Raw genomic sequence first — 25,788 nt, forward strand, 5'->3', positions numbered from 1 at the left:
CAGATAAAGGACAATAGTAGATCTTTGATTTTTATTACAATTTTGTAAGTTTAAGTAATAAAAATCGATAGAATGGGATATTAGAATGGGGTACTCTGATTGACGGGTAGAATATTCTGAAAAAAGGGGTAGAGCAAATGAAGAATAGACAAAAAGCATCGATAATATGCAAAAGTATTTTATGTTTCATCATTTGTATATTTATTACGAATGAAGCATGGTTTACAAATGTGGTGAGGGCAGAATCGGGCACGTTGACTGATAGGAGTATAGAGGATTTCAAAAAAAAGCTGGATGAACAGGTACCAAAATGGCAAGAGAATTATGAGGTACCAGGGGTTGCAATAGGGATTGTACATGAGGGGCGTATTGCTTATACACTTAACTACGGTTATGTAGATAAAAAGACAAAAAAAGTGGTGAGTGATGATACTTTATTTCAAGCTGGTTCCATATCTAAAAGCCTTACAGCGTGGGGAATCTTGCATCTTGTAGATGAAGGTCGTTTATCACTAGATGATCCCGTTGGAAAATATCTGACCAAATGGAAATTACCTAATTCAGAGTTTCATAATAATGAAGTCACAATAAGAAGATTGTTAAGTCATACAGCAGGGCTGTCTGCACATAAAGGATATCTTGGGGTTGCACCAGGGAAACATCTTGACTCTATTGAGGAATCTCTGTCTGGAAAAGGATGGCTTAATGAACGAGTGGAGGTTACCAATAAACCAGGTTCAGAAACAATTTACTCTGGTGGCGGATATACAATTTTACAACTTGTAATGGAAGAGGTTACCGGAATACCGTTTGATCGTTATATGGAAGAACAAATTATGAAACCTTTAGGAATGAAATCTAGTTCATTCTTACAACGTCCTGAAAACTATAACCTTTCGAAAGCTTATGGATATTTTGGAGAAGAGCTCCCTAGTTACCAATTTACCGAACAGGCTGCTGCAGGTCTCAAGACAAATGTTACGGATATGATGACATTGATACTTGCAAGCATGGATGCAAATAATAAAGGGAATAGTGTCATTAAAAGTGAACGTGTTGAAGAAATGCAAAAGCCAGTATTAGGGGAGAATGGTTTAGGTATATTTGAAAAAAAACTATCTAATCAATGGAAATTACTTTATCATTCTGGTGACAATCGAGGCTGGCATTCTTTTTATGGTTTCATTCCTAATACAAAGGATGGATTGGTAATCCTTACAAATGGTGAAGGTGGCATAGACTTACGACAGGATATTTACCATGCATGGATTGAACATGAAACTGGAAAATTACCTGAAAGTTACTTCTCTCTAGCTGAGCAGAGAAAAAGTAATTCCATTACATCAATTGTTATTGGAGCCATACTTAGTGTATATTTGCTGCTATTTGTAATTAGATTGTACAAAGGTAGAAGAACTTTCATTTTTAAGCAAGAGAAGAAATCCTACATCGGATTAGTAGTTAGGACATTTTTACTTATTATTACTGCTATCTTCGTTTTTTGTGCTGCCTATTTGTGGAGAGTTTTCAGCTTGAATTCCGGTAATACAATAAATTTTATTCTAATAATGGTATGGATTATAACATTATTAATTAGTGGATTTTTCCCGAAAATTAGAAGTAATAAAAAACAACGTATGAAACGAAAAGATTTAACATCAAAATTTACATTTATGTAATGTTAAAGGCTAGAAAGCTAGATTGGCGCGAATCTCGAATTGTGGAGTGCAACGAAAAGACAAAATCTCTTAAAAAACACTTAATTTTTTAACCCATTTACATTTACAATCGCCCCCTATAATGTGAATTGGACAAGCACCTAAGAGAAATCAGAACATGTCAGTTTGTACAATTATTTATTAAGGGGAGAATTTGTATGAAAAAGACAGTTGCTTCGTTAGCAGTTATGGCGGCATTATTGCCGACGTTTTCAGCACATGCGGAAGGGAAAGAGCAAGTTCGAAAATCAGCTACAACTTTTAATGTTATTAGTGATATTCAAGGGGATTTAGGAGACTTTGATCATGTTTTAAAAGATATGAACAAAGTGACACCACTTTCTAGAGCGCTTATTATGAATGGGGATATAACGCCAACTGGACAGCAGTCACAATATGATGATGTAAAGCGTGTGCTAAACAAAAATAAGCATCCAGAGAATGTATGGTCAACTGTTGGCAATCATGAGTTTTATGCTGGTAAATGGACAGTTGATGGGAAGCTCTCTCAAAGTACATGGCCAAATGGTGTAACGGAAGAAACGCTATTCAACCGTTACTTACAATTTAGCGGACAAGAAAAGGTGTATCATAAAAAAGAATTAGACGGTTATCCGCTTTTATTTTTAGGAACTGAAAAATATATGAAATACCACGATTCAAAAATGTGGGATGAAGTATTTATGAGTGATGAGCAATTAGGTTGGTTAAAACAAAATTTAGAAGAATATAGTCAAAAAGATAAAAATAAGCCAATTTTCATTTTCTCTCATCACGTTTTACCTGATACAGTATCTGGATCAAGACAATCACCGTACTTACAAGATTATTTAAACGTCGATAAGTTGTATGATATATTAAAAGACTATCCGCAAGTTGTTTTCTTCACGAGTCATACGCATTGGGATTTAAACTTGCCAGACTGGGCTAGTAAAAAGAAAATTGCAGGCGGAGATAAAAAAGGATTTACTGTTGTAAATACAGGCGGAATTGAAACAGGATGGATGTCGGCTGGACCAAATGGCGGAGAGAAAACTGCTCCTGATGGTTATTCATTTAAACAAGGGCTACAAGTGAAAGCATATGGTAACGATGTAATTGTAACAGCTTACGACTATAAACGTGATAAGGATATAAAGAAGCTATTAATTAGTGATGCGAAAGTCGCACAAATGGCACCAAATATAACAGCTGACGATAGTAAAAATGTAATTGTCGGTGCAACGGAATATATGGAGTACTCTGTAGAAGGAACGAGTGAGTGGAATACGTATAATCCAGGAAACCCACCAAAATTTGATGGGGACAAAATTGTACACGTACGTCATAAAGGCGAAATGAATTTAGAGCCGGGATTAACACAGTTACTTCGTTTTTCGATAAATAAGTGATTGGAGGGAGTCTGCATTTGAATGTGTGGGCTCTTTTTTTGTTGATGAGAAAGGGGTTGCCTGTCTGTCGTTTTTTGTCGTTAGATCGATATATTTGAAAAATCGTTGATATATTGTAAGTAATGAACGATATATTTAAAAAATCGTTGATATATTGTAAGTAATGAACGATATATTTAAAAAATCGTTGATATAAATTTCATGTACCGTAATTAAGTTAAAATCATTAATACGGTTTTACTTATCAAAACGAAATTCTAATACATTTTTAACCCAGAAAGATGACTTCACCATTTTTACGTGTAATAATAGTAACGTTACATATATTGTGAAAGAAGTACAAAAGGAGCGTTACAATGAATTTAGCTAAATTCCCGAGAAAAAAATATACAGAGTCATATACACCAATTGAAAAATTAAACAATTTTTCTGAAGTACTTGGTGGGCCGACTATTTATTTTAAACGAGATGATTTACTTGGTTTAACAGCTGGTGGTAATAAGACGAGAAAGTTAGAGTTTCTAGTTGCGGATGCACAGGCAAAAGGTGCAGATACGTTAATTACAGCTGGTGGTATTCAGTCAAACCATTGCCGTCTAACACTGGCAGCTGCGGTAAAAGAAAAAATGAAATGTATCCTTGTATTAGAAGAAGGGCTTGAACCAGAAGAGAAGCCAGACTTTAACGGAAACTATTTCTTATATCATTTACTAGGTGCTGAAAATGTAATTGTTGTACCAAACGGGGCAGATCTTATGGAAGAGATGCATAAAGTAGCGAAAGAAGTTAGTGAAAAAGGTAATACACCATATGTAATTCCAGTTGGTGGATCAAATCCTACGGGCGCAATGGGATACGTTGCTTGTGCGCAAGAAATTATGGCGCAATCATTTGAGCAAGGAATTGATTTCAGTTCAGTTGTTTGTGTAAGTGGTAGCGGCGGTATGCATGCTGGTTTAATTACTGGTTTTGCTGGAACACAAAGCCACATTCCTGTAATTGGAATCAACGTAAGTAGAGGAAAAGCTGAGCAAGAAGAGAAAGTAGCAAAACTTGTAGATGAAACTTCAGCACACGTTGGTATTCCAAACTTTATCTCGCGCGACGCTGTTACGTGCTTTGATCAATATGTAGGACCAGGCTATGCGTTACCAACGCAGGAAATGGTAGAGGCAGTTCAGTTACTTGCGAAAACAGAAGGTATTTTACTTGATCCAGTGTATACAGGTAAAGCGGTAGCGGGATTAATCGACTTAATTAAAAAAGGGACATTTAATAAAGAAGACAACATTTTATTCGTACATTCAGGTGGTTCACCAGCTTTATATGCGAATACGTCTTTATTTGCGTAAGTGTAAAAGCATTGGGTATCCAATGCTTTTTTTGTTATATACTGGAATATTTGAGTTGCGGATCAATTCTATCACTTTAATTAACTAAAAGAAGAACTTCCCCATCCCGATTAGACTACTAATCATTCCTATTCCACTCATGGTGCCTTTTCCTGCTGTAAATAAGTTTCCAAGCATTCCTAGCTGACCGTTACCTCCGTTATTTCCCCATCCCATTGGGGCCCACGGACTACCCCATCCTGGAGGGTTTCCAAAAACACCCGAGTTATTGGTATTGATATGAAAAGGCTTAGCTGGCGGCGATAATAAAGCGGCAAGATGACCTTGTGCGAACATCCCTGTATGATTGAATGGTTGGGCCCAGGGGAAGGGAGGTTTTTGAAAATTAAAACCTGCATGACCTGGTAATGGAGGCCAATTAGTAGGGTGACCTTGTGGCATTATCCCTGCATAATTGATTGGTTCCCCCCAAGAGAAGGGAGGGGGTTGGGGAGTGAATCCCGTATAATTGGCTGATGAATCCCAACTAACTGGATAGACTCGGTAACTCCAATTCTCAGGAATCTTCAAATCATTCATTACCTCAGATTTAGTTATTTCGGGCTGTGAATATAATGAAATTTGGTTAGTATATTGTTCCCCGTTTCCCTTTGAATTCAAATACCAATATTGGTGCATACGCTTATTCTCCTCACTTTAAAAATGTAATGTTAGACTTAGCCTATGTAATATTCCTTTTTATGGATGGTTACATAACTAGATCTACAAGCCTGTATTTAAAGGAATGGGTGTGTGGCCTTGTTGATTTAAAGTTTCACTTTATTTTAGAAGGGTATTTTCAGTCGCTTCTTTTATATATTTCAGCCTAATTTAAATTCCGTTAACAAACGTTTTTATAAAGGTTTAATCAAAAAAAAGATTTTAAAATGTTATGTTGGGCAAGTGGAATTGCTAAAAAGAGAATATCCATTCGAAGAGTTTGGCAAAATACTGCAAGGGTAATGTTTTCTTGTGCAAATATGTAAACGATTTAAACGAATCAATGAAATTTATAATGAAGGGGCAATTAAATATATGAGTGAAACATTACATAAAAGAAAACCACCATATTTAATGCTTGTAATCCTTTTTATTGGGGCATTTGTTTCATTTCTAAATAACTCGCTTTTAAATGTAGCCTTGCCATCAATAATGAAAGATTTAGACATTCAAGATTATTCAACGATCCAGTGGCTTTCTACAGGGTATATGCTTGTAAGTGGTATATTAATTCCGGCATCAGCATTTTTAATAACGCGTTTCTCGAATAGAAGCCTATTCATTACATCTATGGTGATTTTTATTCTTGGTACTGCCTTAGCAGCTGTAGCGCCGAATTTTGGTTTATTACTTACTGGTCGGATGGTTCAAGCGGCAGGCTCTTCAGTTATGGGGCCTTTGTTAATGAATATTATGCTAGTAAGCTTTCCAAGAGAAAAAAGGGGAACAGCAATGGGGATTTTTGGACTAGTTATGATTACAGCTCCAGCAATTGGACCGACACTATCAGGTTATATTGTAGAGTATTATGACTGGCGTTTGCTTTTTGAAATGATTTTACCGTTAGCAATCATTAGCTTACTGTTAGGGATTTGGAAATCTGAGAATGTCATGAAACAAAACAAAAATGCAAAACTTGATTATCTCTCATTACTATTATCTTCTGTCGGTTTTGGCGGTTTGTTATATGGATTCAGTTCTGCAAGCTCCGATGGTTGGACAAATAAAGTTGTCTTAACAACCTTAATCATAGGCGCTATTGCCCTAATTGCTTTTATTATCCGCCAATTAAAAATGGATGAGCCGTTATTGGATTTACGTGTTTACAAGTACCCAATGTTTGCACTTGCGTCTGTAATTGCAATTGTCAACGCAGTGGCCATGTTTTCGGGGATGATTTTAACACCAGCTTATGTACAAAACGTCCGCGGTATTTCACCGCTGAGCTCTGGGCTGATGATGCTTCCAGGTGCGGTAATAATGGGGATTATGTCACCAATTACAGGTAAATTATTTGATAAATATGGCCCTCGGATTCTTGGCATAGTAGGGCTTTCCATTACAGCTGTTTCAACTTATATGCTGGCAAACCTGCAAATCGACTCTAGTCACACACATATTATTCTTATTTACACATTGCGGATGTTTGGGATGGCGATGGTGATGATGCCACTTATGACAAATGGCCTCAATCAATTGCCAACGCGCTTAAATCCGCACGGTACAGCTGTTAATAATACAGCTCAACAAGTGTCCGGTTCGATTGGTACTGCTATTCTTGTTACGATTATGAACTCTGTAACAAAAACAAAAGCTGAAAGTTTAATGTCTGATATAGATCCAACAACCTTCACAGAGGCTACGAAGGCAATAGTAACTCAGAAGGCTTTATTATCCGGAATTCAATATTCATTCTATGTAGCGCTTGGCATGAATGTTGTTGCACTACTATTAGTTTTTTTCGTTAAACGTGTAGATACAAGTGCGGAAGCTGTCGAGAAGTTAAATCGGTAGAGAAGAATAAAACGCTAGATAATGATTCCTACAAGTTTTTTTGCTGCTAAGGCGCCGATATTTAAAGCTGGAAAAGAGCTGAAAGAAGCAGTGAAATAATTATATATAGTGAAAGAGGACCTGACGTTCATATCAGGTCCTCTTTCATTAGTAACACGGTATACTTGCTTATCGTATTGGTTTAACTAAACTACTGATTTTTCGAATACTACAATCTTAAGCTCGTCAACTTCTCTATTTTGGGGTGTTTTAGAAGAAAATAAATCAAAATGATCGTTTTATAAACAAATGCAAGAGATGAGATCCGTTTGCAAATTCTCATAAACATTATAATTTTAGCTTATCTTTTAACACCAATATTAAAAGGATCCAATTATATTTATTCGCTTCATTTTAATTTAGTATTTTTCTACAATTTATAAATCTAATTGCCAAGCTTATACGCAATATCATAATCATGAATAGTTAGGGAAAAGATAAAATAAGGTAATCAATTACATATCTGTATCCCAGGCAATTAGTTGCTATTTCCTCTTTATTAAATGGGATATTTTATCCCGCATTAACGGGCAGTAAGACCCCCACCTCAAAATTTAGCGGAAGCAAAGAAGTTAGGTGGGGGACCAACTGCCCGTAAAAGCCCGATTGGTTCAACTAATAATCAGTGGGGGATGAACAAAACCCCCACTGATTAAAGTTTCACTTTATTTCATGCTTTTTGAAAGGGTGTTTTAAATGGAAAAAAAAGTATCTGCCATTCCCCAGCCGAAAACATATGGACCGCTGGGTAATCTCCCATTAATCGATAAAGATAAACCGACTCTATCGTTTATTAAGCTGGCGGAAGAGTATGGTCCCATTTTTCGAATTCAAACTTTAAGTGATGCCATAATTGTCGTTTCTGGACATGAACTGGTAGCAGAAGTTTGTGACGAAACGCGGTTCGATAAAAGCATAGAGGGTGCTTTGGCAAAGGTTCGTGCCTTTGCTGGAGACGGATTATTTACTAGCGAGACTCACGAGCCTAACTGGAAAAAAGCTCATAATATTTTGATGCCTACATTTAGCCAACGGGCAATGAAAGATTACCATGCCATGATGGTCGATCTTGCTGTACAACTCGTTCAAAAATGGGCACGGCTTAATCCGAATGAAGACGTAGATGTTCCGGAGGATATGACTCGCCTTACGTTAGATACAATTGGTCTATGTGGTTTTAATTACCGATTTAATAGCTTTTATCGTGAGACCCCTCATCCTTTTATCACTAGCATGAGCCGTGCTCTAGATGAGGCAATGCACCAATTGCAGCGGCTGGATATAGAAGACAAACTCATGTGGAGAACGAAACGTCAATTTCAGCATGATATCCAATCTATGTTTTCTTTAGTAGATAATATTATTGCTGAACGTAAAAGTAGTGGAGATCAGGAAGAAAATGATTTACTTTCCCGTATGTTAAATGTACAGGATCCGGAAACTGGTGAAAAATTAGATGATGAAAACATTCGTTTCCAAATTATCACTTTTTTAATAGCTGGGCATGAGACAACAAGTGGATTGTTATCTTTTGCAATTTACTTTTTATTAAAGAATCCGGATAAGTTAAAAAAAGCCTATGAAGAAGTAGACCGTATTTTGACAGATCCTACTCCAACATACCAACAAGTTATGAAACTGAAGTATATACGGATGATTTTAAATGAATCGCTACGTCTATGGCCTACCGCTCCAGCATTCAGTCTCTATGCAAAAGAAGATACAGTGATTGGCGGGAAATACCCAATTAAGAAAGGAGAAGATCGTATTTCTGTTCTTATTCCACAGCTGCATAGGGATAAAGATGCATGGGGAGACAATGTGGAAGAATTCCAACCTGAACGATTTGAAGAGCTGGATAAGGTTCCTCATCATGCTTATAAGCCATTTGGAAATGGCCAGAGAGCATGTATCGGTATGCAATTTGCACTTCATGAAGCCACTCTTGTAATGGGAATGCTTCTTCAACATTTTGAATTAATCGATTATCAAAACTATCAGCTGGACGTAAAACAAACATTAACGCTAAAGCCCGGTGATTTTAAGATTAGGATTCTACCCCGAAAACAAACTATTAGTCATCCTACTGTTCTTGCACCTACAGAGGACAAGCTGAAAAACCATGAAATTAAGCAGCACGTTCAGAAGACACCTTCTATTATTGGGGCTGATAATCTTTCACTTCTTGTTCTGTACGGCTCGGATACAGGTGTAGCAGAAGGTATTGCAAGAGAATTAGCAGATACAGCTAGTTTAGAAGGGGTTCAAACGGAAGTGGTAGCTCTTAACGATCGAATTGGAAGTCTACCGAAAGAAGGAGCGGTTCTTATTGTAACTTCTTCTTATAATGGAAAACCGCCAAGTAATGCAGGACAGTTTGTGCAATGGTTGGAGGAACTAAAACCAGATGAGCTAAAAGGTGTTCAATACGCAGTTTTTGGTTGTGGAGATCATAATTGGGCTAGTACCTATCAACGGATTCCAAGATACATTGATGAGCAGATGGCTCAAAAAGGAGCAACAAGGTTTTCTAAACGCGGAGAAGCAGATGCAAGTGGTGATTTTGAGGAACAGCTCGAGCAATGGAAACAAGGCATGTGGTCTGATGCGATGAAGGCATTTGGATTGGAATTTAACAAAAATATGGAGAAAGAGCGTAGTACTTTGAGTCTGCAATTTGTCAGTCGTCTTGGAGGATCTCCTCTTGCACGAACATATGAAGCAGTTTATGCAACTATACTAGAAAATCGTGAACTCCAATCATCCAGCAGCGATAGAAGTACACGACATATCGAGGTATCCTTGCCAGAAGGCGCTACATATCAAGAAGGAGACCACCTTGGAGTGCTGCCAATTAATAGCGAGAAGAATGTTAATCGAATTTTAAAACGCTTTGGATTAAACGGAAAGGATCAAGTCATACTGAGTGCAAGTGGACGAAGTATAAATCACATACCTTTAGACAGTCCTGTTAGTTTATTGGACCTTCTTAGTTATAGTGTCGAAGTTCAAGAAGCAGCCACTCGTGCACAAATACGAGAAATGGTAACATTCACAGCATGCCCTCCTCATAAAAAAGAATTGGAAGCATTATTAGAAGAAGGGGTCTATCATGAACAAATACTAAAGAAACGTATTTCAATGTTGGATCTTCTTGAAAAGTATGAGGCTTGTGAAATCCGATTTGAACGCTTTTTAGAACTGCTTCCTGCGCTCAAACCGCGTTACTATTCTATTTCAAGCTCTCCACTTGTTGCACAGAATCGTCTGAGCATTACGGTCGGTGTTGTTAATGCGCCTGCATGGAGTGGAGAAGGGACATATGAAGGAGTCGCTTCTAATTATTTAGCTCAGCGTCATAATAAAGATGAGATTATTTGTTTCATTCGAACGCCACAATCAAACTTTGAATTACCTAAAGATCCAGAAACACCAATTATTATGGTTGGGCCAGGTACTGGAATTGCACCATTCCGTGGATTCTTGCAAGCGCGTCGTGTTCAAAAGCAAAAAGGTATTAATTTAGGACAAGCGCATCTATATTTTGGTTGTCGTCATCCTGAAAAAGATTATCTCTATCGTACAGAACTAGAAAATGATGAAAGAGATGGATTAATCTCTTTACACACAGCTTTTTCTCGTCTAGAGGGACATCCCAAAACATATGTACAGCATTTAATAAAACAAGATAGTATCAATTTAATTTCGTTATTAGATAATGGAGCTCATCTTTATATATGTGGTGATGGCAGTAAAATGGCTCCGGATGTAGAAGATACCCTTTGTCAAGCATATCAAGAAATTCATGAAGTCAGTGAACAAGAAGCAAGGAATTGGTTGGATCGTGTGCAAGATGAAGGGCGATATGGAAAAGATGTTTGGGCTGGTATATGAATGTTTCTTAATTAGATACGTAGTAACTAATGAACTTCTTTCGAATAAATTTCACTTTATTAGTATCGTGTATTTAGCTGAATAATGATTAACCGGACTATTTAGTATCTACTAAATAAAAAACAGGACCTGATATGCATCTATCAGGTCCTGTTTCACATAGACATTATACATGGATATTTTCCACACATTATCAATGTTTGTAATGTAGTTAGCCTTGTGGGTCAGCTATAAAATCAGATATTATTTTTTCAATATCGAAAGGAGTAATCCCTTTATCCAAAGTGAAAATAGTTTCTGCTTCTTCGATGTCTTGAACGAGTTCACCTCTAGCTTCAATATGTAATCGGAACAAGTCATATAAATTCGGTTTAACTAAATTAGTTAAAGCCTTTCCAACTAGTATCATACCTTTTTGATTAGCCTCGATGGTATTATCATAAGTTAGATCTCTTGTAAGAGATAAATCTGTCCAAATCAATTTTCGTTCCTTTAAGTCTAAGATAACTGGAATAGAGATTTGGGTGTCGGCAGTAATATCCACTTTATCTTGAACAGTAGAAGGTTCAAATATTTCACCTGAACCAGGATATTGACGAACCATCCAACCAGTAAAGCATTCTGGTAAATCTTTATATGGTTGGTCTGTGTAAGAAAGCAAAGTCATGACTACATAGCGTCCACCATATTTCAGCACAGACGGAATATCGAAATCAATGAATTCAGATGCCCCCTTTGGTGCAGAAGTAATGTCTCCGCTATGGTAGGCTTTGAAATTTTTTGAACGTAAGTTCGTGAAGGATACATGTTCTTTGTATTGCCAATCTTCGTCGTACATTGCAGCAGACAAATCAATGTCAACGCGTCCTGTATGTTGTCCATTCACATAGCCTTCTTTCCACCATAGGAAAAAACGAATCGTATCTCCTTCTGGCAAATCTACTTTACTTCCTCGAGATAATGTGCGAAGCGCTTTGCTGGCTGAACGTTGAGAGAAGGGGACTAAGTGATTTTTTAACTGTTCATCCAAAAATACTTTTCCGAGACTTGGAAGTTTTGCGAAGCGATTTTTTAAAGTATCTTCACACATTTTTACAATCATTAAACAAATATCCTCTGAGATAAATGGAAGTGTATTTTCAATACCTATAGCTTTTGCTACATTTCCCTTTGGAAAAAAGGTACGAAATTCATTTTTATCATTTCGATGCTTAAAATGAGCTGTGAGTTGAAGTAATACAGGAGTAGAAACGTCTCCTATTATACTTAGAAACTCTTCGAGAATATGGAAAACATCTGTTGACTTATCACTACATAAACGGATTAAATGATCCAAGCGTCTGGCAAATTCCCCAGGGCGAGTTTTTAAAAGATTTTTCGCTGTCATGATATCACGATTCAACAAAGCTGCTTCTATTTTTCCATTAAATGTTTCAACTTTAATGTTGTTGCGAAGAATCTCAAATGCTCGGTGGGTTTTTGGGAAACGAGTATGATATTCTGCTGGATGAAGAATTTCACCTAGACGAATCCAACGTTTTTTGTATCGAAGCATATCTTCGGTAATGTTTCCGCATTGCTCTAACAATCCTAAAAGGAAGCGTCTTTCTGCTCGGTTAAACTTCTTGAATCGAACGGAAGATGCTAAACTCACATCGCCTTCAGATAAAGCAACTGCAAGGCGAAGAACATCAGTTGCTGTTTTAAAATACTTTGCAGCAGCATCGGCTGATATTTTTCTATTTATTAATAAAACTCCAATTATAAAAGACATATTTTCCTTATGAGGAATTACATTAGGTAGAAAACAGGAAACATCTTCAGTGTGTGTAATAGCCCATTCTACATCTGTCTTATCAGTTGAGGAAATAGAGCTGTTTGCACTAATCAATTGAGAAATCATTTGATTGAAATCTTCTTCACTTCCTAAGTTAATAACTTTCAAATCAACGCTATCTAAAAGAGGAAGTCGTTCTTCTACTTTTGATACAGGTAGGCGCAACGTCACATAATGAATAATAGCATTAATGTATAAATCAGCGTCACTTAAATCCATCATTTGTTGCGGAAAGTTTGGATACATAGGAGCAAACTGAATATGTGCACCAACCATTTCTTTTAAATGTTTTACCAACTCTTTGTAAAACGATGTGAATGTATCAACCGAAAGTGTTTGCAACTCTTCTATTAAAGGCTCGGAAAAAGTAAATCCTAAACTTTCCAAGTTTTTTAAAACAGTGGCTAAATAAATGTTCGGTAGTTTATTTTCTTCTCTTTTTATAATTACTTTCAAACTTCTTCTTATGTAAATAGAATTTTTCATGAGAACGCCAGCTATTCACTCCTTATAAAAGAGGGGAATAGTCTGACTGTCCTCCTTTCAGTGGTAGATTTTTATTTTTACATGCATAAACACACTAATTATAGAGAAATGCACTGAGGGTACATAGCTATTTTTTAGTGGAAAATTAGGGGTATAACATTTAGTTGTTAAGTGGTAATTTGTTAATTAAGAAAAGAAAACCTCTACATCAATGGTTGATAAACTAAAGTTTATTCAATCCCAAAGAAGAAAGAGGTTTTATAGTCTAATTATTTTCATAGGAAATTGACAACTCTAAAACAATTTGAAATTTCTGGAAAAGAAGGAAGAATTGTCATAGCCTATGTGTTTAGCAGGAAAGTAACATCCCTATTTCGCCAAAGAAGTTAGAAGGAAGGAACGTCATAGCCTGCTTTATTAGTATATTCTCTTGCGAAGAGCAATTCAAGTATACTGTCTGATTTTTTATATTTTTCTTAAAGGGGAATTTTCATGTTTATCCCGCATTAACGGGTAGCCCGATTGGTGAGTGGGATTAAAGTTTCACTTTATAAATAGGGAGACCATCACATGCCCTTTTTATAATACTATTACGGGAGGATTTTTATTTTTGATATATTATACTATTTATTTAATGGTATAATATGGTATTGGTTCTATGGAATGGAGTTGAATGAGTATTATAAATACAAAAGGTGAAATTAAAAAAACAAAAAGAAAAGTATTACTAACTATAATTACTATGTTAGTAATTATAATTGGGTTTGGATATTGGAAATTTTTTAGTTTGCAAGGTGTTCCAAAAGGGGAATTAATTCGAACAGTGAAATCTCCAGATGGAAAATATCTCATCAAGACTTATTTTCATAATGCAGGATCATTAAGTGCGGATGCTGTTAGGGGTGAATTAGTTAACCTTGATACAGATTCAGAGAAAAATATATATTGGAATTATCCAGATACCGATCCATATATTGAATGGGTAAATAAGAATATTGTTAGAATTGGAGATCAAACTTTAGATATTTCACAGAAAGAAACCTATGATTGGCGTGATGATGATAAGCACGTTAAAGAAATGCCTAAACAGTTTAGTAGATAAAGCAAGAAAATTTAAATTTATTTAATCTTATTCGTTTAACTATAGATAGGATTATATGAGTGAAAAAGTCCATTTAGATCTTCTAAATGGACTTTTTTAGGTTTCTAGATACGACTACTGATAAAAATGGAACAAACTTGTTACTTAAGTTGTCTATTAAGTATACGTATAAAACAGGTGTTCATGATAATTCGCTCATTTTATCCCGCTATTTACCCGTAAAAGCCCGATTGGTGAGGGCTTCTTGCATTTCACTTTATGAAAAGTGAGATGCAAGAAGAGTGATATCCGATAGACTTTTTCATTGTGTCGGTATGTATAACACCTAGAAAAACTATATATTCTTGAAAGAGGTTGAAAATGTATGATAGTCTTAAACAAGTTTTTTAACATTTTACATTACAAAAAGATGGTACCTGTAGTATTTCTTTCATGTGCAACGCTTATAGGCTGTTCCGATGGTAATACTCAATCTGAATCACTTAAACAAACGAAACAAACAAATCAAATCAAACAAGAAACTACTGGTAATGATTCTTTTGCTAAACTTGAAAAAGAATTTGATGCTAAACTTGGTATTTATGCATTGGACACTGATACGAATCAAACCGTTACGTATCAATCAGATAAACGGTTTGCATACGCATCTACCCACAAAGCTTTAGCTGTGGGAGTACTTTTACAAAAGAAATCAATAGAAGATCTAAATCAAAGAGTTTTGTATACTCGTGAAGATCTTGTTAATTACAATCCAATTACAGAAAAGTATGTTGATAGGGGGATGACTCTGAAAGAGCTTGCAGATGCTTCCCTTCGATATAGTGATAATACTGCACAAAATCTTATTCTTAAACAATTAGGTGGACCTAGCGAATTCAAAAAATCACTGAGAGAAATAGGAGATACCGTTACAAATCCTGAACGTTTTGAACCAGAGTTAAACGAAGTGCATCCAGGAGACGTACATGATACTAGTACCCCAAAGGCATTAGCTACTAGTCTTCAGGCTTTTGCGTTAGGAGATGTACTTTCAACTGAGAAACGGGATTTATTAATAGATTGGATGAAAAGGAATACTACCGGAGACAACTTAATTCGTGCTGGAGTTCCAGGAGGATGGGAAGTAGCTGATAAGACGGGCTCGGGATCTTATGGAACCAGAAATGATATCGCAATTATTTGGCCACCAAATAAAAAGCCAATTGTTCTTGCGATACTTTCTAATCATGATAAAGAGGATGCTAAATACGATGATAAGCTTATTGCAGAAGCAACCAAAATAGCGCTGGGTGTCTTAAAAGCTAAAAATAAATAATAATAGTATTAGTTATTGAAATTTTCCTGTTTTTCCGTCACAATACTGTGACGGTCTTTTTGTGTATTTTACAAAGAATCGTCTTAATTAAAGAAAAAAAGATAGAAACTATCTCTAGTAAGTTTATTAATTAAGTAACAACAAATATATGCTTTATTGTATACTTATTGCATTTAATGTGGAGGAATAATATGGAGTCAAAAATTCTTATTGTTGATGATGATAAAGAGATTAGAAATCTTATCTCTGTATATCTAGAAAATGAAGGCCTAAAAACTCAAAAGGCAGAAGATGCTATACAAGCTTTACAACTGTTAGAAGAAAAGGAATTTGATTTGGTTATTTTAGATATTATGATGCCGAATATGGATGGCATTGAAGCATGTATGAAAATTAGGGAAGATCGCAATATGCCTATCATTATGCTATCTGCAAAATCTGAGGATATAGACAAAATTCAGGGCCTAGCCTCTGGTGCAGACGATTATTTATCAAAACCGTTTAACCCATTAGAATTAATCGCTAGAGTGAAATCCCAATTAAGAAGATTTAAAAAATACAATACGTCCGTAGAACATAATAAAAGCATTCTAGAAATTGGTGACTTAACCGTAAATACAGATACACGTCAAGTATGGGTAAGAGGAAAAGAAACAAGGTTAACTCCAAAAGAGTTTGCTATTCTCGAACTACTTGCCCGCAACAAAGGGATTGTCCTGAGTGTAGCAAAAATATATGAAGCAGTTTGGAAAGAGGTTTTTTATAAATCAGACAATACCGTCATGGTGCATATTACAAAAATAAGAGACAAAATTGAAGAGGATTCTAAACATCCCATTTACATTAAAACTGTTTGGGGAATTGGGTATAAAATATGAAGAATGTTAGTTTCAGAAATAAGATCATTATAAAACTTCTTGGTGCTGTTGCAATTAGTTTTTTTATTTCATTTGGTTTAACAATCCTCATTTTGGCATACGTCATAGATCCATTATTTATAAAACACGAAGAATTTGGTATGTTTGAATTCAATGTCGCAATGTTGTTCTTATTCGCGTTCGCAATCTTTACCTTTATTATACTTTTTTTGATATTGGTTCGAAAGAAAATAGTATATTTGAAGCTTATTTCTGATAACGTGAATGATATTGCCAATGGAAAACTAGGTCTAATAATTGGGATTAAGGGGAAGGACGAATTGACCCAACTTGCTAAAAATATCAACTATATGTCTAAGGAATTGGAAAATACATTTGAACAAGAAAGACGATTAGAACGTACAAAAAATGAACTCATAACTAACGTATCTCATGACTTACGCACACCGTTGACATCTATTATTGGTTATTTAGATTTATTAAAAAGAGGGCAATACAACAATAACACACAATTACAGGAATACCTTGAAACCACTTATTCAAAGTCACAGAGACTGAAATATTTAATTGATGAGCTGTTTGAATATACTCGTTTATCAGGCATAGATGCTAAGTTAAATCTTAATGAAGTTGATTTATCAGGTCTGTTGGAGCAAATAGTTGGAGAATACATTCCTATATTTGAAAAGGAAAGTTTAATCGTTCAAAAATCAATTACACAAGAAATAATACCTATCTTCATAGATGCAGAAAAAATGGTACGTGTATATGAAAATCTGTTTATGAATGCGATAAAGTACAGCATGAAACCATCCCAATTATTCATATGTCTTGAATTAATGGATAACAAAGCAATTTTAAAAGTATCAAATAAAGTCGAGAGACCGCCTGTTAGCGATCCAAATAAATTGTTTGAAAGGTTTTTCAGGGGTGATAAGGCAAGAAAAAATGATCAAGGAAATGGACTGGGACTTGCTATCTCAAAAAGAATTGTTGAACTTCATGATGGTAATATACATGCAGAATATGAAGATGGCTGGATGTCCTTTATTGTTGAACATCCAATCAAATAGACCGGCTTATGGAATTACAGGTTCCATAAGCTTTTTTTATAAAACTTAAGAATTCTTAAGGATTTTACAGGGTGTTTCCTAATTTTCATAGTTTATCATGGGTGTATTCAAAGTGATGAGGTGAGCAAAGAAGAAAAAAGGAAAGACTTCATTGTAGCTTTAGGGTGAATGCAATATGACTATTTTATTAGTAGTAAACAAACGTAGTAGCTTATTGTAATGAAATAAAAAATGTAGGAGGATATAAATGATAAAGCCAGTTGTAGATGTAAAAAACATTCAAAAATTGTACGGTAAAAAAGGTGAGAATCAATCACATGCATTAAAAGGTGTATCATTCTCAATTCAAGAGGGGGAGTTTGTCGGTATTATGGGGCCTTCTGGTTCTGGTAAAACAACATTATTAAATGTAATTTCAACGTTAGATAAAGCGACAGGCGGCATTGTTGAAATTGCAGGAACGGATATTACGAGAATGAAGCAAGGTGAACTTTCTGATTTTCGTTCACAAAAGTTAGGGTTCATTTTCCAAGACTTTAACTTATTAGAAAATTTATCTATCTATGAAAATATCGCACTCCCACTTTCACTTCAAGGTGTTTCATCTCGTAATATTGGAAAGAAAGTAGAAAAAGTAGCTGATATGTTAGGTATTACAGCTATACTTCAAAAATATCCTTCTGAAGTATCTGGTGGACAAAAGCAACGTTCTGCAGGAGCACGTGCGTTAGTTCATGAACCAGCAATTATTTTGGGAGACGAACCGACTGGAGCTCTAGATTCTAAAAATGCAACGAGTTTACTTAATGCCATGACAAGCTTAAATAAAGAGCAAGGTGTATCCATTATGATGGTTACGCATGATCCTTATAGCGCAAGTTACTGTCAGCGTATTTTATTCATTCAAGATGGTGAGTTATATAAAGAAATTCATCGCGGTGGTACCCGTGAAGAATTCTATAAAGAAATTTTAGACGTGCTTGCAAACTTAGGCACACAAAAAGCGTAAGGAAGGAAGTTCAATCATGTTATTTAAGCTTTCTATGTCAGGCCTAAAAAGTAAGTTGCAAGATTACATTGTTTTACTTGTTGGTCTTATTGTCTCTATTTCAACTTTTTATATGTTTCAAACGCTAGCATCCAATAAAACGTTCCTTGAATCTAACTCTTCTATTAGGGATATTGTGGCTGTCTTTAAAATTGGTTCCTTTTTGTTAGCGGTTATCACATTTTTTTATATTTTATATGCAAACTCTTTCTTATCAGCTCTTCGTCAAAAAGAATTTGGTATGTATATGATGTTAGGAGCAAAAAAGCATAAAGTTACATTACTTATGTTTATCGAAACAATCGTATTAGGCGCTGCGTCTCTTGCGATTGGTATTACAGTTGGTGTAGGACTTGCAGAAGGAATCGGTCAGTTATTAATGAAACAACTCGAGTTTGCTGGTGAAGGTTATAAAGCATTTTATCTGCCATCAATAGCTATTACTTGCGTCTTCTTCTTTGCACTATTTGTATTATCTGCAATTATGAATAGTATTAAATTATCGCGTATTTCTGTACTGCAACTTGTACATGCAGATGCACAAACAGAACGTGTTGCCATAAAAGGAAAAATGACAGTTGTAATTGCATTCCTTGGTATTCTTTTATTAGGTATTGGTTATGCATCACTGATCTATATGTCATATGCAAATCCGCTAATTGCTTTGGGATTAATGGCCGTTGGATTAATCTCAGCAACCGTTGGTACTTACCTTATATTTGGATCCCTTCTTCCAGTTATGATTAACAAGCTAAAGAGTAATAAAAAACGTAGTGAAAAAGGCCTCAATGCTTTTACTTTTGCACAATTAAATTTCCGCATTAATAGTCTAACAAATGTGCTTGCAACAGTAGCAATTTTAGTGGCTCTTGGTGCTGGTGGAATTGCTTGTGGTATGGCATTTAAAAACAACATTATAAACATGACAGATCAAATGCGAATTTACGATTCAGTCATTCATAATCCAACTGCGGAAGAAAAGACAATTTTGGGTGGTATCTTATTTCAAGAAAAATTTGAATACCATTACAAAGTTGATGATAGGTATGTTTATTATCTTAAAGAAGATGTAGAAAAAAATCGTCCTTTCTTGCAAGGTATGAAAATAGAGAAAGTTTCAGAGGAAATACCAATTGGTGCATTTTCAATAAAATGGGTTAAAGGAGAGATCGACACAAAACAATGGATTCAGGCTTTCAGAACGATCCAGCCAAATTATATGTATCCTGATTATGAAATCAAAATTGTAGAACAAAACATATACGATGGGTTGAAGGGTAAAGAAAGTACTGTATTTATAGGGAAAACAGATGATTTTGGATCATACATAAAAGAATGGAAAAAACTTGATGAATTACAGATAGCAAAATATAAAAATGTGAAAGCGGAAGAATTGGATAGTAAGTATCAAAAATATATTATGAGTCATGATTTTTCCAGCGGACTAATGTTTATGGGCTTTTTCGTTGGAGTTGCATTTTTAGCAATGATGGCAAGTTGCTTAATGTTTAAAGTTCTGTCGGGAGCATCAAAAGATGTAGCACGTTATCAAATGCTTCGTAAAATTGGTGTTCGCCGAGAATTATTAACAAAATCAATCTATAAAGAGTTATTCTTCATATTCTTATTCCCAGCAATTGTGGGGATTACTCACATATTAGTTGGTATGAACATGTTTGGATCGCTTTTAATCGATCCGTACTTTCGTATTTGGTTACCACTTGTTATTTTTGTAGTAATTTACTCGATTTATTACTTGATTACAGTTCAATTATATAAAGGGATTGTACTCCCGAAAAAAGATTAATGTAATGATGTTATTTATACGAAGTATAGACATAATCGGACCTCGTTTTATTGATTATTTTGAATGGGTACAAGAAATTTAGAAATAATAGGTGGACTAGCACTACGGTCCATAAACTATTTATTTTAGATTTTAAATTAAAAATTTATCTTTTATCTAAGAAGGGGCGCGGCAACGATTACTACTTTTAGGGGCCATTGGCAAGTTTTATTTAATAGGATTAATTTGTATGAGTTTTCTTTAAAGCTTGTAATGCTATAATCTCATAAGTTAAAGTTTCACCCTGAAAATCTATTATTTATAATGAGTAGCCCGAAAGAGAAAGGATTGTTGCCGTGTCCTATCACCATCAAGCAAGGTTGATAGGTATGCGTCACTACGCCATATAGTAAAAATAAAGGCTCAAAAACGGCTTTTGTCGATTTAAAAGCTGCACGGATTTGTTTAATTTTATGAAAAAAAGTAAGAATCACCAATATAATTGGCGGTTCTTACTTTTTTTTACATACATATTATTAGCATGATAGCATTAAAAATTTTTGTACGGAGAGAGAGGTTTCTATATGCTCTATGATGAAAATATAAGTTTAACAGGACGTATTGTATCGCCTGGTGAAGCGCAATATGATTCAGCACGTCAAGCGTTCAACACATTTTTTAATAGATTCCCTTTTGTTATTGTCTTTGCACAAAATACTCAAGACGTTGTGAATGCAGTACGATGGTCGTTACATAATAACGTACCTATCCGAGTACGTTCAGGAGGGCACAATTATGAAGGCTTGTCAGTTTTAGATGGTGGTATTGTAATTGATGTCAGTGAGATAAATCAAATAAAAATAGATCCAACATCAAAAACTGTTACAGTAGGAGCTGGTTGTAAAAATCTCCATCTAGCTGAGCTTCTTGGGAAAGAGGGATTAGCTATTCCTAATGGGGTCTGTCCTAAACCAGCTATCGCAGGAATAGCGCTAGGTGGTGGGCAAGGTATTCTTTCTCGACCATTAGGACTACTACTTGATCATGTCGTAGAAATAGAAATGGTTGATGCTAACGGCTGTGTATTGCAGGTTAATGATCAGGAGCATCATGATCTATTTTGGGCTTTACGTGGTGGAGGCGGAAGTTTCGGTATTTGTACATCTTTTCGCTTTCGTACTCAGGAAATTAAGACTGTTGGTTTTGTTGAAGTTAGTTGGAGGCATCAAGATTTAAAAGCCGTTATACAGGAATGGCAAAAGTATACTCTACCTACTTCTGATAAACGCTTTACTCCTACATTATTATTGTCTTCAGAAAAGACAGCTCCTGTGTTGATGCATGGGATTTTTCATGGATCAGTTACAGACTTACAGAAATTGATACAACCACTTCTCAAAATTGGATCACCTATAAAGGTAGACATAAAAGAACTCTCTTATTTAGAAGCTATAACGTTAATATCCAATCATCAGCCTACAACTCCTTTTCCATTTAAAAGCGTAGCACCTTTTATGGATTCTTTATTACCTGAAGAAGGTATTGCTACGATTCAACATTTTATGAGTCAATCTCCACCTAATTCTACTGTTTCTATATTTTTTCAGGGCTTAGGGGGGACTGTTTCTGCAGTACCCGAGGAAGCAACTGCTTATTTTTATCGAAAAGCTCTAATGAATATGGTGTTATTTTCCACTTGGGACAAACCTGAGGGAGCTGCACAAGGGATTCGTTGGGTAGAAGCTTTTCGTCACGCGTTAATTCCTTTTACGAAAGGTGTCTATGTTAACACACCTGACCTCTCAATGAAAGATTGGTCGGATTTATATTATGGTGAAAACTTTAAACGATTGACTCAAGTGAAAGCTAAATACGATCCAGAAGATATTTTCAATTTTCCACAAAGCATTCCACCTGTTTATAAAAAATAGAAATCCTTTGCCGACCTTAAATTTTGCAATTTATAAAGAATGATAGATAATCCTTTTTGGAAATAACAATTAAAAGAGAGAGATAACATTGATTATTGACTGTATCAAAAGTTAAATCACTTCTTTACAGAAGGAGAAGGAGAATTAAGTCAATCGGATGAATAGTATAGTCCTGCTAATATCCCAGAGTATGTTATAAATGATATTGCCACTTGGGTGCAAGGAAGAGTGAAATGAAATTAGCAACTATATTTTTAAATGACTATTTTCAGAGACAACAAGTGAATTAGGGGGGACTGGTTTAGAGGAATCCCCACATGAAAAGACCTGAAACTGTCTTCCGTATAGCGATAATAAAGATGTTTAATTTCTAATATAGAAAACAATAGCGTTGCTACATTCAATATGTAGTAACGCTATTTAAATTTTTTAAAACAGGGTTAAATTTTTCAAAAAAATTACCTATCAAAAATAATATTCAATTAAATTCATAAGTTTATCCCGCATTAACGGACAGTGAGACCCCCACCTCAAAATTCAGCGAGAGCAAAGAAGTGAGGTGGGGCGGGCTGCCCGTAAAAGCCCGATTGGTGAGGGCTGATAATCAGTGGGGGATGAACAAAACTCCCACTGATTAAAGTTTCACTTTATCCTTTACTGTATCTTGTAACTACATTTTACCTTGCTGTAGAGAAACAAAAAACATTTTTCTTATTCAATAATTCCAATTTCTAGAACCTTTTGAACAGCTTCTTCTTTGTTGCGGACTCCTAGCTTTGTATAAGCTGTGGAAGCATAATTTCTGACCGTACCATTCGATAAATATAACCTTGATGCTATGGTAGTGTATCGAAGTCCCTTTGCCACTAGCTGCAATATTTCTATCTCCCTAGCTGTTAGCTCATAAGCGGTTGCTTTTGATTGTGGTGTCTCTTTTTGCTCATCAAACTTCTCAAATATTTTGTGAGACATTCCCTGATCAATCAGTGTCCCACCTTTGTGAATAAGTCGGATCGTATTAGCTAGCTCCAATGTTTCAATAGATTTGAGTAAAAAACCATCCGCACCGTTGCGAAGTGATTCCAACGCCTGTTCGGTATCCTGAAAAGTTGTGAAAATCAATACGCGGATATGTGGCCATTGTTGCTTAATCTTTTTGGTTGCTTCAACTCCATCCATGTGCTGCATATCTAAATCCATAAGTATAACATGGGGTTGAAGGCGCCCACACAAATCGATGGCTTGATTGCCATCCTCAGCTAAACCGACTACATTTAAATCTTCATATCTATCGAGTAGTGTCCTCAAACTTTCCCGAACAAATGGTTGATCGTCTACAATTAACAAACGAATAAGTCCATCTTTTATTTCAGTTTGTCGCGGTATGGTACATGTAACAAGCATTCCTTCCTCTGGCTTTGTATATACAGACAATTGCCCTTGTAAATTCATTGCTCGTTCTTTCATCGCATTCAGACCGAAGCCTTCCTGCCATTCTACATTTCCTTTTCCATTATCTTGAACTTCTAATCTCGTATATTGTTGTTCAAACTGCAATGAAACTATAATTTCAGTTCCCTGACCATGACGTACTGCATTCGTAAGGGACTCTTGTAAACAACGAATGAATGCGATCTTCGCTTGCCGAGACAGTGGATATTCCTCTCCGAATGTCCTAAAACTTACATTTACCTGAGCGTGCTCCTGAAATTCGACCCCAAGATTTTGTAGAGATTGAATCAAGGAAGGCGATTGACACGGAGACTCCATTTGATGTAAGTAACCTCTCACATCTTCGATGCTTTTACGTCCCATTTCAAGCAGAGAATCTAGCCTCTGTATACCCATTTCAGTAGCAATTTCGGTACGCAACGTTTCCATCCCCATAATAATAGAAGTATAAGCGTGACCAACTGTATCATGAAGCTCACTCGACAGTCTGTTTCGTTCTTCCGCCAGTGTAATGCGTTCAATCTGAGACATATATTGCTCAAGTACCGCGTTTTGTTTACGAATCGCTTCATTTTGCTTATGATTGACGATTAATAAATGGAAAGCGAAGCCCATTACATAAGCAAGTCCATAGTAGGTAACTAAAATCCAATAGCTATTACTTGGCGCAACCGCATAGAGAATTCCAGTTGTTATAAAAACTGTTGTTGGAGCTGTCCAATAATAGGACAAATGCTTACTATTCGCAGCAATTAGAAAAGCCGATATCAGAAATGTAACGTTAGCTTCCGGAAATAAAGAGGTTAAATATATACACAGTCCACCATATAGCAGTATTTCTGTGAACAAGTAATATTTGTAATTGAACAGTAAGGCTACCCATGGAATCGAGAAGGCAACAACCTCCCAAAAAATAACAATCCAAAGTGGCAATGTTAAACTATCCTGAAAATCGAATGTGGTTATGGCGATAGAGACACTAACAAGTATACGGACTCCTAACATAATCCAATCGTACCAAAACCAATACTTAACCATATCTAACAAGTCATTTACCCCCTAAGTAGCCTACCTTTTTACTTCATATATTATAATTTAATCCTTCATGCCTATTATACTTTTAAATTTAAAACTGCGATACTACTCACAGATTGCAAACTTCTATTGATTTAGTTGCTGAATCATACTACGTGTATAGCCCCCAATTTTCTGTGTCAAACCTTCTACTATTCTAATACTTATGGCGGTAAATACTATACCCATAAACATTACAAAGAGTGACTTGGCAAACGTATCTATCTGTATGAATATAATATTCATATCGATGTATCGATACAGTAGTGGTGCCAACAGGAACATAAGTGGCATTACATAAAAAATGATTGCACTAATAAGACTGAAAATGCCAATCACAAATTTCTGCATTAACCAATAGACAGCAGACCAAGTGCGACGATCTGTAAGTACTAATTTCACCTGAGCCCAGTTCGATGTATCCATTGTTATATTTCTATCGTAAGAGTCTGTTGAAATATCTGTATAAATTTTCGTCTGTATGCGCTCGAATTGGATAAAGTGTGTGGTAGTCTGTAGTACGCGCATAATTAATGGAATCCCAACAACAGTAAATGAAAGGGTGAAACTAAATAGCAGAGCTATTAGATAAAAACAAAAATAAAACAATCCTGTAACGAAAGTTAGCAATAAAAAATAACCATTCTGGATGAATTTTGATTTCATAAAGTTCATCGCTCCTATCTATGTAATAACCGAATCATACTGCTTTTTTTGTCATTCTCACTAGTGTAAAAGTGTCATATGACATTTCTAAATGATGCTAAAAAGGGGAGAGCAGCCTACTGCTGGTTAAAAAGATGCTTATATCCCGCTATTTGCCGGGCAGTAAGACCCCCACCTCAAAATTCAGGTGGAA

At 35.6% G+C, this 25,788-nt stretch carries 16 protein-coding genes and 1 pseudogene; 13 read left to right on the forward strand and 4 right to left on the reverse strand.

The features are described 5' to 3' along the window. Positions 1-137: 137 nt before the first annotated feature. From N2V92_RS18855 to N2V92_RS18865, 3 genes are all read left to right on the forward strand, one after another. Positions 138-1,679: a serine hydrolase domain-containing protein gene (locus tag N2V92_RS18855; protein ID WP_016077479.1), complete on the forward strand. Its 1,542-nt coding sequence runs from the start codon at positions 138-140 to the stop codon at positions 1,677-1,679. A 197-nt stretch (positions 1,680-1,876) separates the two neighbouring features. Next, on the forward strand, positions 1,877-3,109 hold the full coding sequence (locus tag N2V92_RS18860; RefSeq protein ID WP_016077480.1) for a DUF4073 domain-containing protein: 1,233 nt from the start codon (positions 1,877-1,879) through the stop codon (positions 3,107-3,109). A 356-nt stretch (positions 3,110-3,465) separates the two neighbouring features. Beyond that, positions 3,466-4,461 (forward strand): D-cysteine desulfhydrase, encoded by a 996-nt coding sequence (locus N2V92_RS18865; protein ID WP_001046625.1) that lies wholly within the window; start codon positions 3,466-3,468, stop codon positions 4,459-4,461. Positions 4,462-4,545: 84 nt separating this feature from the next. Here the strand turns inward: N2V92_RS18865 and N2V92_RS18870 are convergent, their stop codons facing one another. Then, the gene (locus N2V92_RS18870) at positions 4,546-5,139 is read right to left on the reverse strand and encodes a hypothetical protein (protein ID WP_000554429.1); all 594 of its coding nucleotides are present in this window, start codon (positions 5,137-5,139) and stop codon (positions 4,546-4,548) included. Between the two features lie 396 nt (positions 5,140-5,535). Between N2V92_RS18870 and N2V92_RS18875 the strand changes: the two genes are divergently transcribed. Together N2V92_RS18875 and cypD are read left to right on the forward strand one after the other, a co-directional pair. Further along, on the forward strand, positions 5,536-7,014 hold the full coding sequence (locus tag N2V92_RS18875; protein WP_016077482.1) for a DHA2 family efflux MFS transporter permease subunit: 1,479 nt from the start codon (positions 5,536-5,538) through the stop codon (positions 7,012-7,014). Between the two features lie 735 nt (positions 7,015-7,749). Further along, complete coding sequence (gene cypD, locus N2V92_RS18880; protein WP_016077483.1) at positions 7,750-10,947, forward strand: bifunctional P-450/NADPH--P450 reductase; 3,198 nt, start codon at positions 7,750-7,752, stop codon at positions 10,945-10,947. A gap of 211 nt (positions 10,948-11,158) precedes the next feature. Here the strand turns inward: cypD and N2V92_RS18885 are convergent, their stop codons facing one another. Continuing rightward, positions 11,159-13,270 (reverse strand): TerD family protein, encoded by a 2,112-nt coding sequence (locus N2V92_RS18885; RefSeq protein WP_033668790.1) that lies wholly within the window; start codon positions 13,268-13,270, stop codon positions 11,159-11,161. A gap of 673 nt (positions 13,271-13,943) precedes the next feature. Here N2V92_RS18885 and N2V92_RS18890 point away from each other — a divergent pair. The 8 genes and pseudogenes from N2V92_RS18890 to N2V92_RS18925 all read left to right on the forward strand — a co-directional run. Continuing rightward, the gene (locus N2V92_RS18890) at positions 13,944-14,372 is read left to right on the forward strand and encodes a DUF5412 domain-containing protein (RefSeq protein WP_000022536.1); all 429 of its coding nucleotides are present in this window, start codon (positions 13,944-13,946) and stop codon (positions 14,370-14,372) included. Between the two features lie 364 nt (positions 14,373-14,736). Beyond that, positions 14,737-15,687, forward strand: a complete 951-nt coding sequence (gene bla / locus N2V92_RS18895) for a class A beta-lactamase (protein ID WP_000636466.1) — start codon at positions 14,737-14,739, stop codon at positions 15,685-15,687. A gap of 191 nt (positions 15,688-15,878) precedes the next feature. Beyond that, entirely contained in the window at positions 15,879-16,565 is a 687-nt protein-coding gene (locus tag N2V92_RS18900; RefSeq protein ID WP_000444082.1) for a response regulator transcription factor, read from the forward strand. Beyond that, a complete protein-coding gene (locus N2V92_RS18905; protein ID WP_016077485.1) occupies positions 16,562-17,638 on the forward strand; it encodes a sensor histidine kinase in 1,077 nt (358 codons plus the stop codon). The genes N2V92_RS18900 and N2V92_RS18905 overlap by 4 nt, the downstream gene beginning before the upstream one ends. A gap of 247 nt (positions 17,639-17,885) precedes the next feature. Continuing rightward, on the forward strand, positions 17,886-18,647 hold the full coding sequence (locus N2V92_RS18910; protein WP_016077486.1) for an ABC transporter ATP-binding protein: 762 nt from the start codon (positions 17,886-17,888) through the stop codon (positions 18,645-18,647). A gap of 16 nt (positions 18,648-18,663) precedes the next feature. Further along, positions 18,664-20,493 carry an FtsX-like permease family protein gene (locus N2V92_RS18915; RefSeq protein ID WP_016077487.1) on the forward strand — a complete coding sequence of 610 codons (1,830 nt, stop codon included), beginning with the start codon at positions 18,664-18,666 and terminating at the stop codon, positions 20,491-20,493. A gap of 563 nt (positions 20,494-21,056) precedes the next feature. Further along, positions 21,057-22,403 (forward strand): FAD-binding oxidoreductase, encoded by a 1,347-nt coding sequence (locus N2V92_RS18920; RefSeq protein ID WP_016077488.1) that lies wholly within the window; start codon positions 21,057-21,059, stop codon positions 22,401-22,403. Positions 22,404-22,445: 42 nt separating this feature from the next. After that, positions 22,446-22,640, forward strand: a pseudogene (locus tag N2V92_RS18925) (alpha/beta hydrolase); the annotation flags it as partial. A 474-nt stretch (positions 22,641-23,114) separates the two neighbouring features. Here the strand turns inward: N2V92_RS18925 and N2V92_RS18930 are convergent. Then, complete coding sequence (locus tag N2V92_RS18930) at positions 23,115-24,902, reverse strand: helix-turn-helix transcriptional regulator (protein ID WP_042598280.1); 1,788 nt, start codon at positions 24,900-24,902, stop codon at positions 23,115-23,117. A 114-nt stretch (positions 24,903-25,016) separates the two neighbouring features. After that, complete coding sequence (locus tag N2V92_RS18935; RefSeq protein ID WP_000836849.1) at positions 25,017-25,595, reverse strand: sensor domain-containing protein; 579 nt, start codon at positions 25,593-25,595, stop codon at positions 25,017-25,019. Positions 25,596-25,788: the final 193 nt, after the last annotated feature.

Source organism: Bacillus sp. CH_48 (assembly GCF_038008465.1).
GTDB classification, from domain to species: Bacteria; Bacillota; Bacilli; order Bacillales; family Bacillaceae_G; genus Bacillus_A; species Bacillus_A thuringiensis_S.

What these genes read in the sequence shown, in the direction of transcription:
- N2V92_RS18865 (WP_001046625.1), top strand. Translation starts at nt 3,466, where the DNA reads ATGAATTTAGCTAAATTCCCGAGAAAAAAATATACAGAGTCATATACA.
- N2V92_RS18890 (WP_000022536.1), top strand. Translation starts at nt 13,944, where the DNA reads ATGAGTATTATAAATACAAAAGGTGAAATTAAAAAAACAAAAAGAAAA.
- N2V92_RS18885 (WP_033668790.1), bottom strand. Translation starts at nt 13,270, where the DNA reads ATGAAAAATTCTATTTACATAAGAAGAAGTTTGAAAGTAATTATAAAA.
- cypD (WP_016077483.1), top strand. Translation starts at nt 7,750, where the DNA reads ATGGAAAAAAAAGTATCTGCCATTCCCCAGCCGAAAACATATGGACCG.
- N2V92_RS18905 (WP_016077485.1), top strand. Translation starts at nt 16,562, where the DNA reads ATGAAGAATGTTAGTTTCAGAAATAAGATCATTATAAAACTTCTTGGT.
- N2V92_RS18855 (WP_016077479.1), top strand. Translation starts at nt 138, where the DNA reads ATGAAGAATAGACAAAAAGCATCGATAATATGCAAAAGTATTTTATGT.
- N2V92_RS18870 (WP_000554429.1), bottom strand. Translation starts at nt 5,139, where the DNA reads ATGCACCAATATTGGTATTTGAATTCAAAGGGAAACGGGGAACAATAT.
- N2V92_RS18935 (WP_000836849.1), bottom strand. Translation starts at nt 25,595, where the DNA reads ATGAAATCAAAATTCATCCAGAATGGTTATTTTTTATTGCTAACTTTC.
- N2V92_RS18860 (WP_016077480.1), top strand. Translation starts at nt 1,877, where the DNA reads ATGAAAAAGACAGTTGCTTCGTTAGCAGTTATGGCGGCATTATTGCCG.
- N2V92_RS18875 (WP_016077482.1), top strand. Translation starts at nt 5,536, where the DNA reads ATGAGTGAAACATTACATAAAAGAAAACCACCATATTTAATGCTTGTA.
- N2V92_RS18915 (WP_016077487.1), top strand. Translation starts at nt 18,664, where the DNA reads ATGTTATTTAAGCTTTCTATGTCAGGCCTAAAAAGTAAGTTGCAAGAT.
- N2V92_RS18910 (WP_016077486.1), top strand. Translation starts at nt 17,886, where the DNA reads ATGATAAAGCCAGTTGTAGATGTAAAAAACATTCAAAAATTGTACGGT.
- bla (WP_000636466.1), top strand. Translation starts at nt 14,737, where the DNA reads ATGATAGTCTTAAACAAGTTTTTTAACATTTTACATTACAAAAAGATG.
- N2V92_RS18900 (WP_000444082.1), top strand. Translation starts at nt 15,879, where the DNA reads ATGGAGTCAAAAATTCTTATTGTTGATGATGATAAAGAGATTAGAAAT.
- N2V92_RS18920 (WP_016077488.1), top strand. Translation starts at nt 21,057, where the DNA reads ATGCTCTATGATGAAAATATAAGTTTAACAGGACGTATTGTATCGCCT.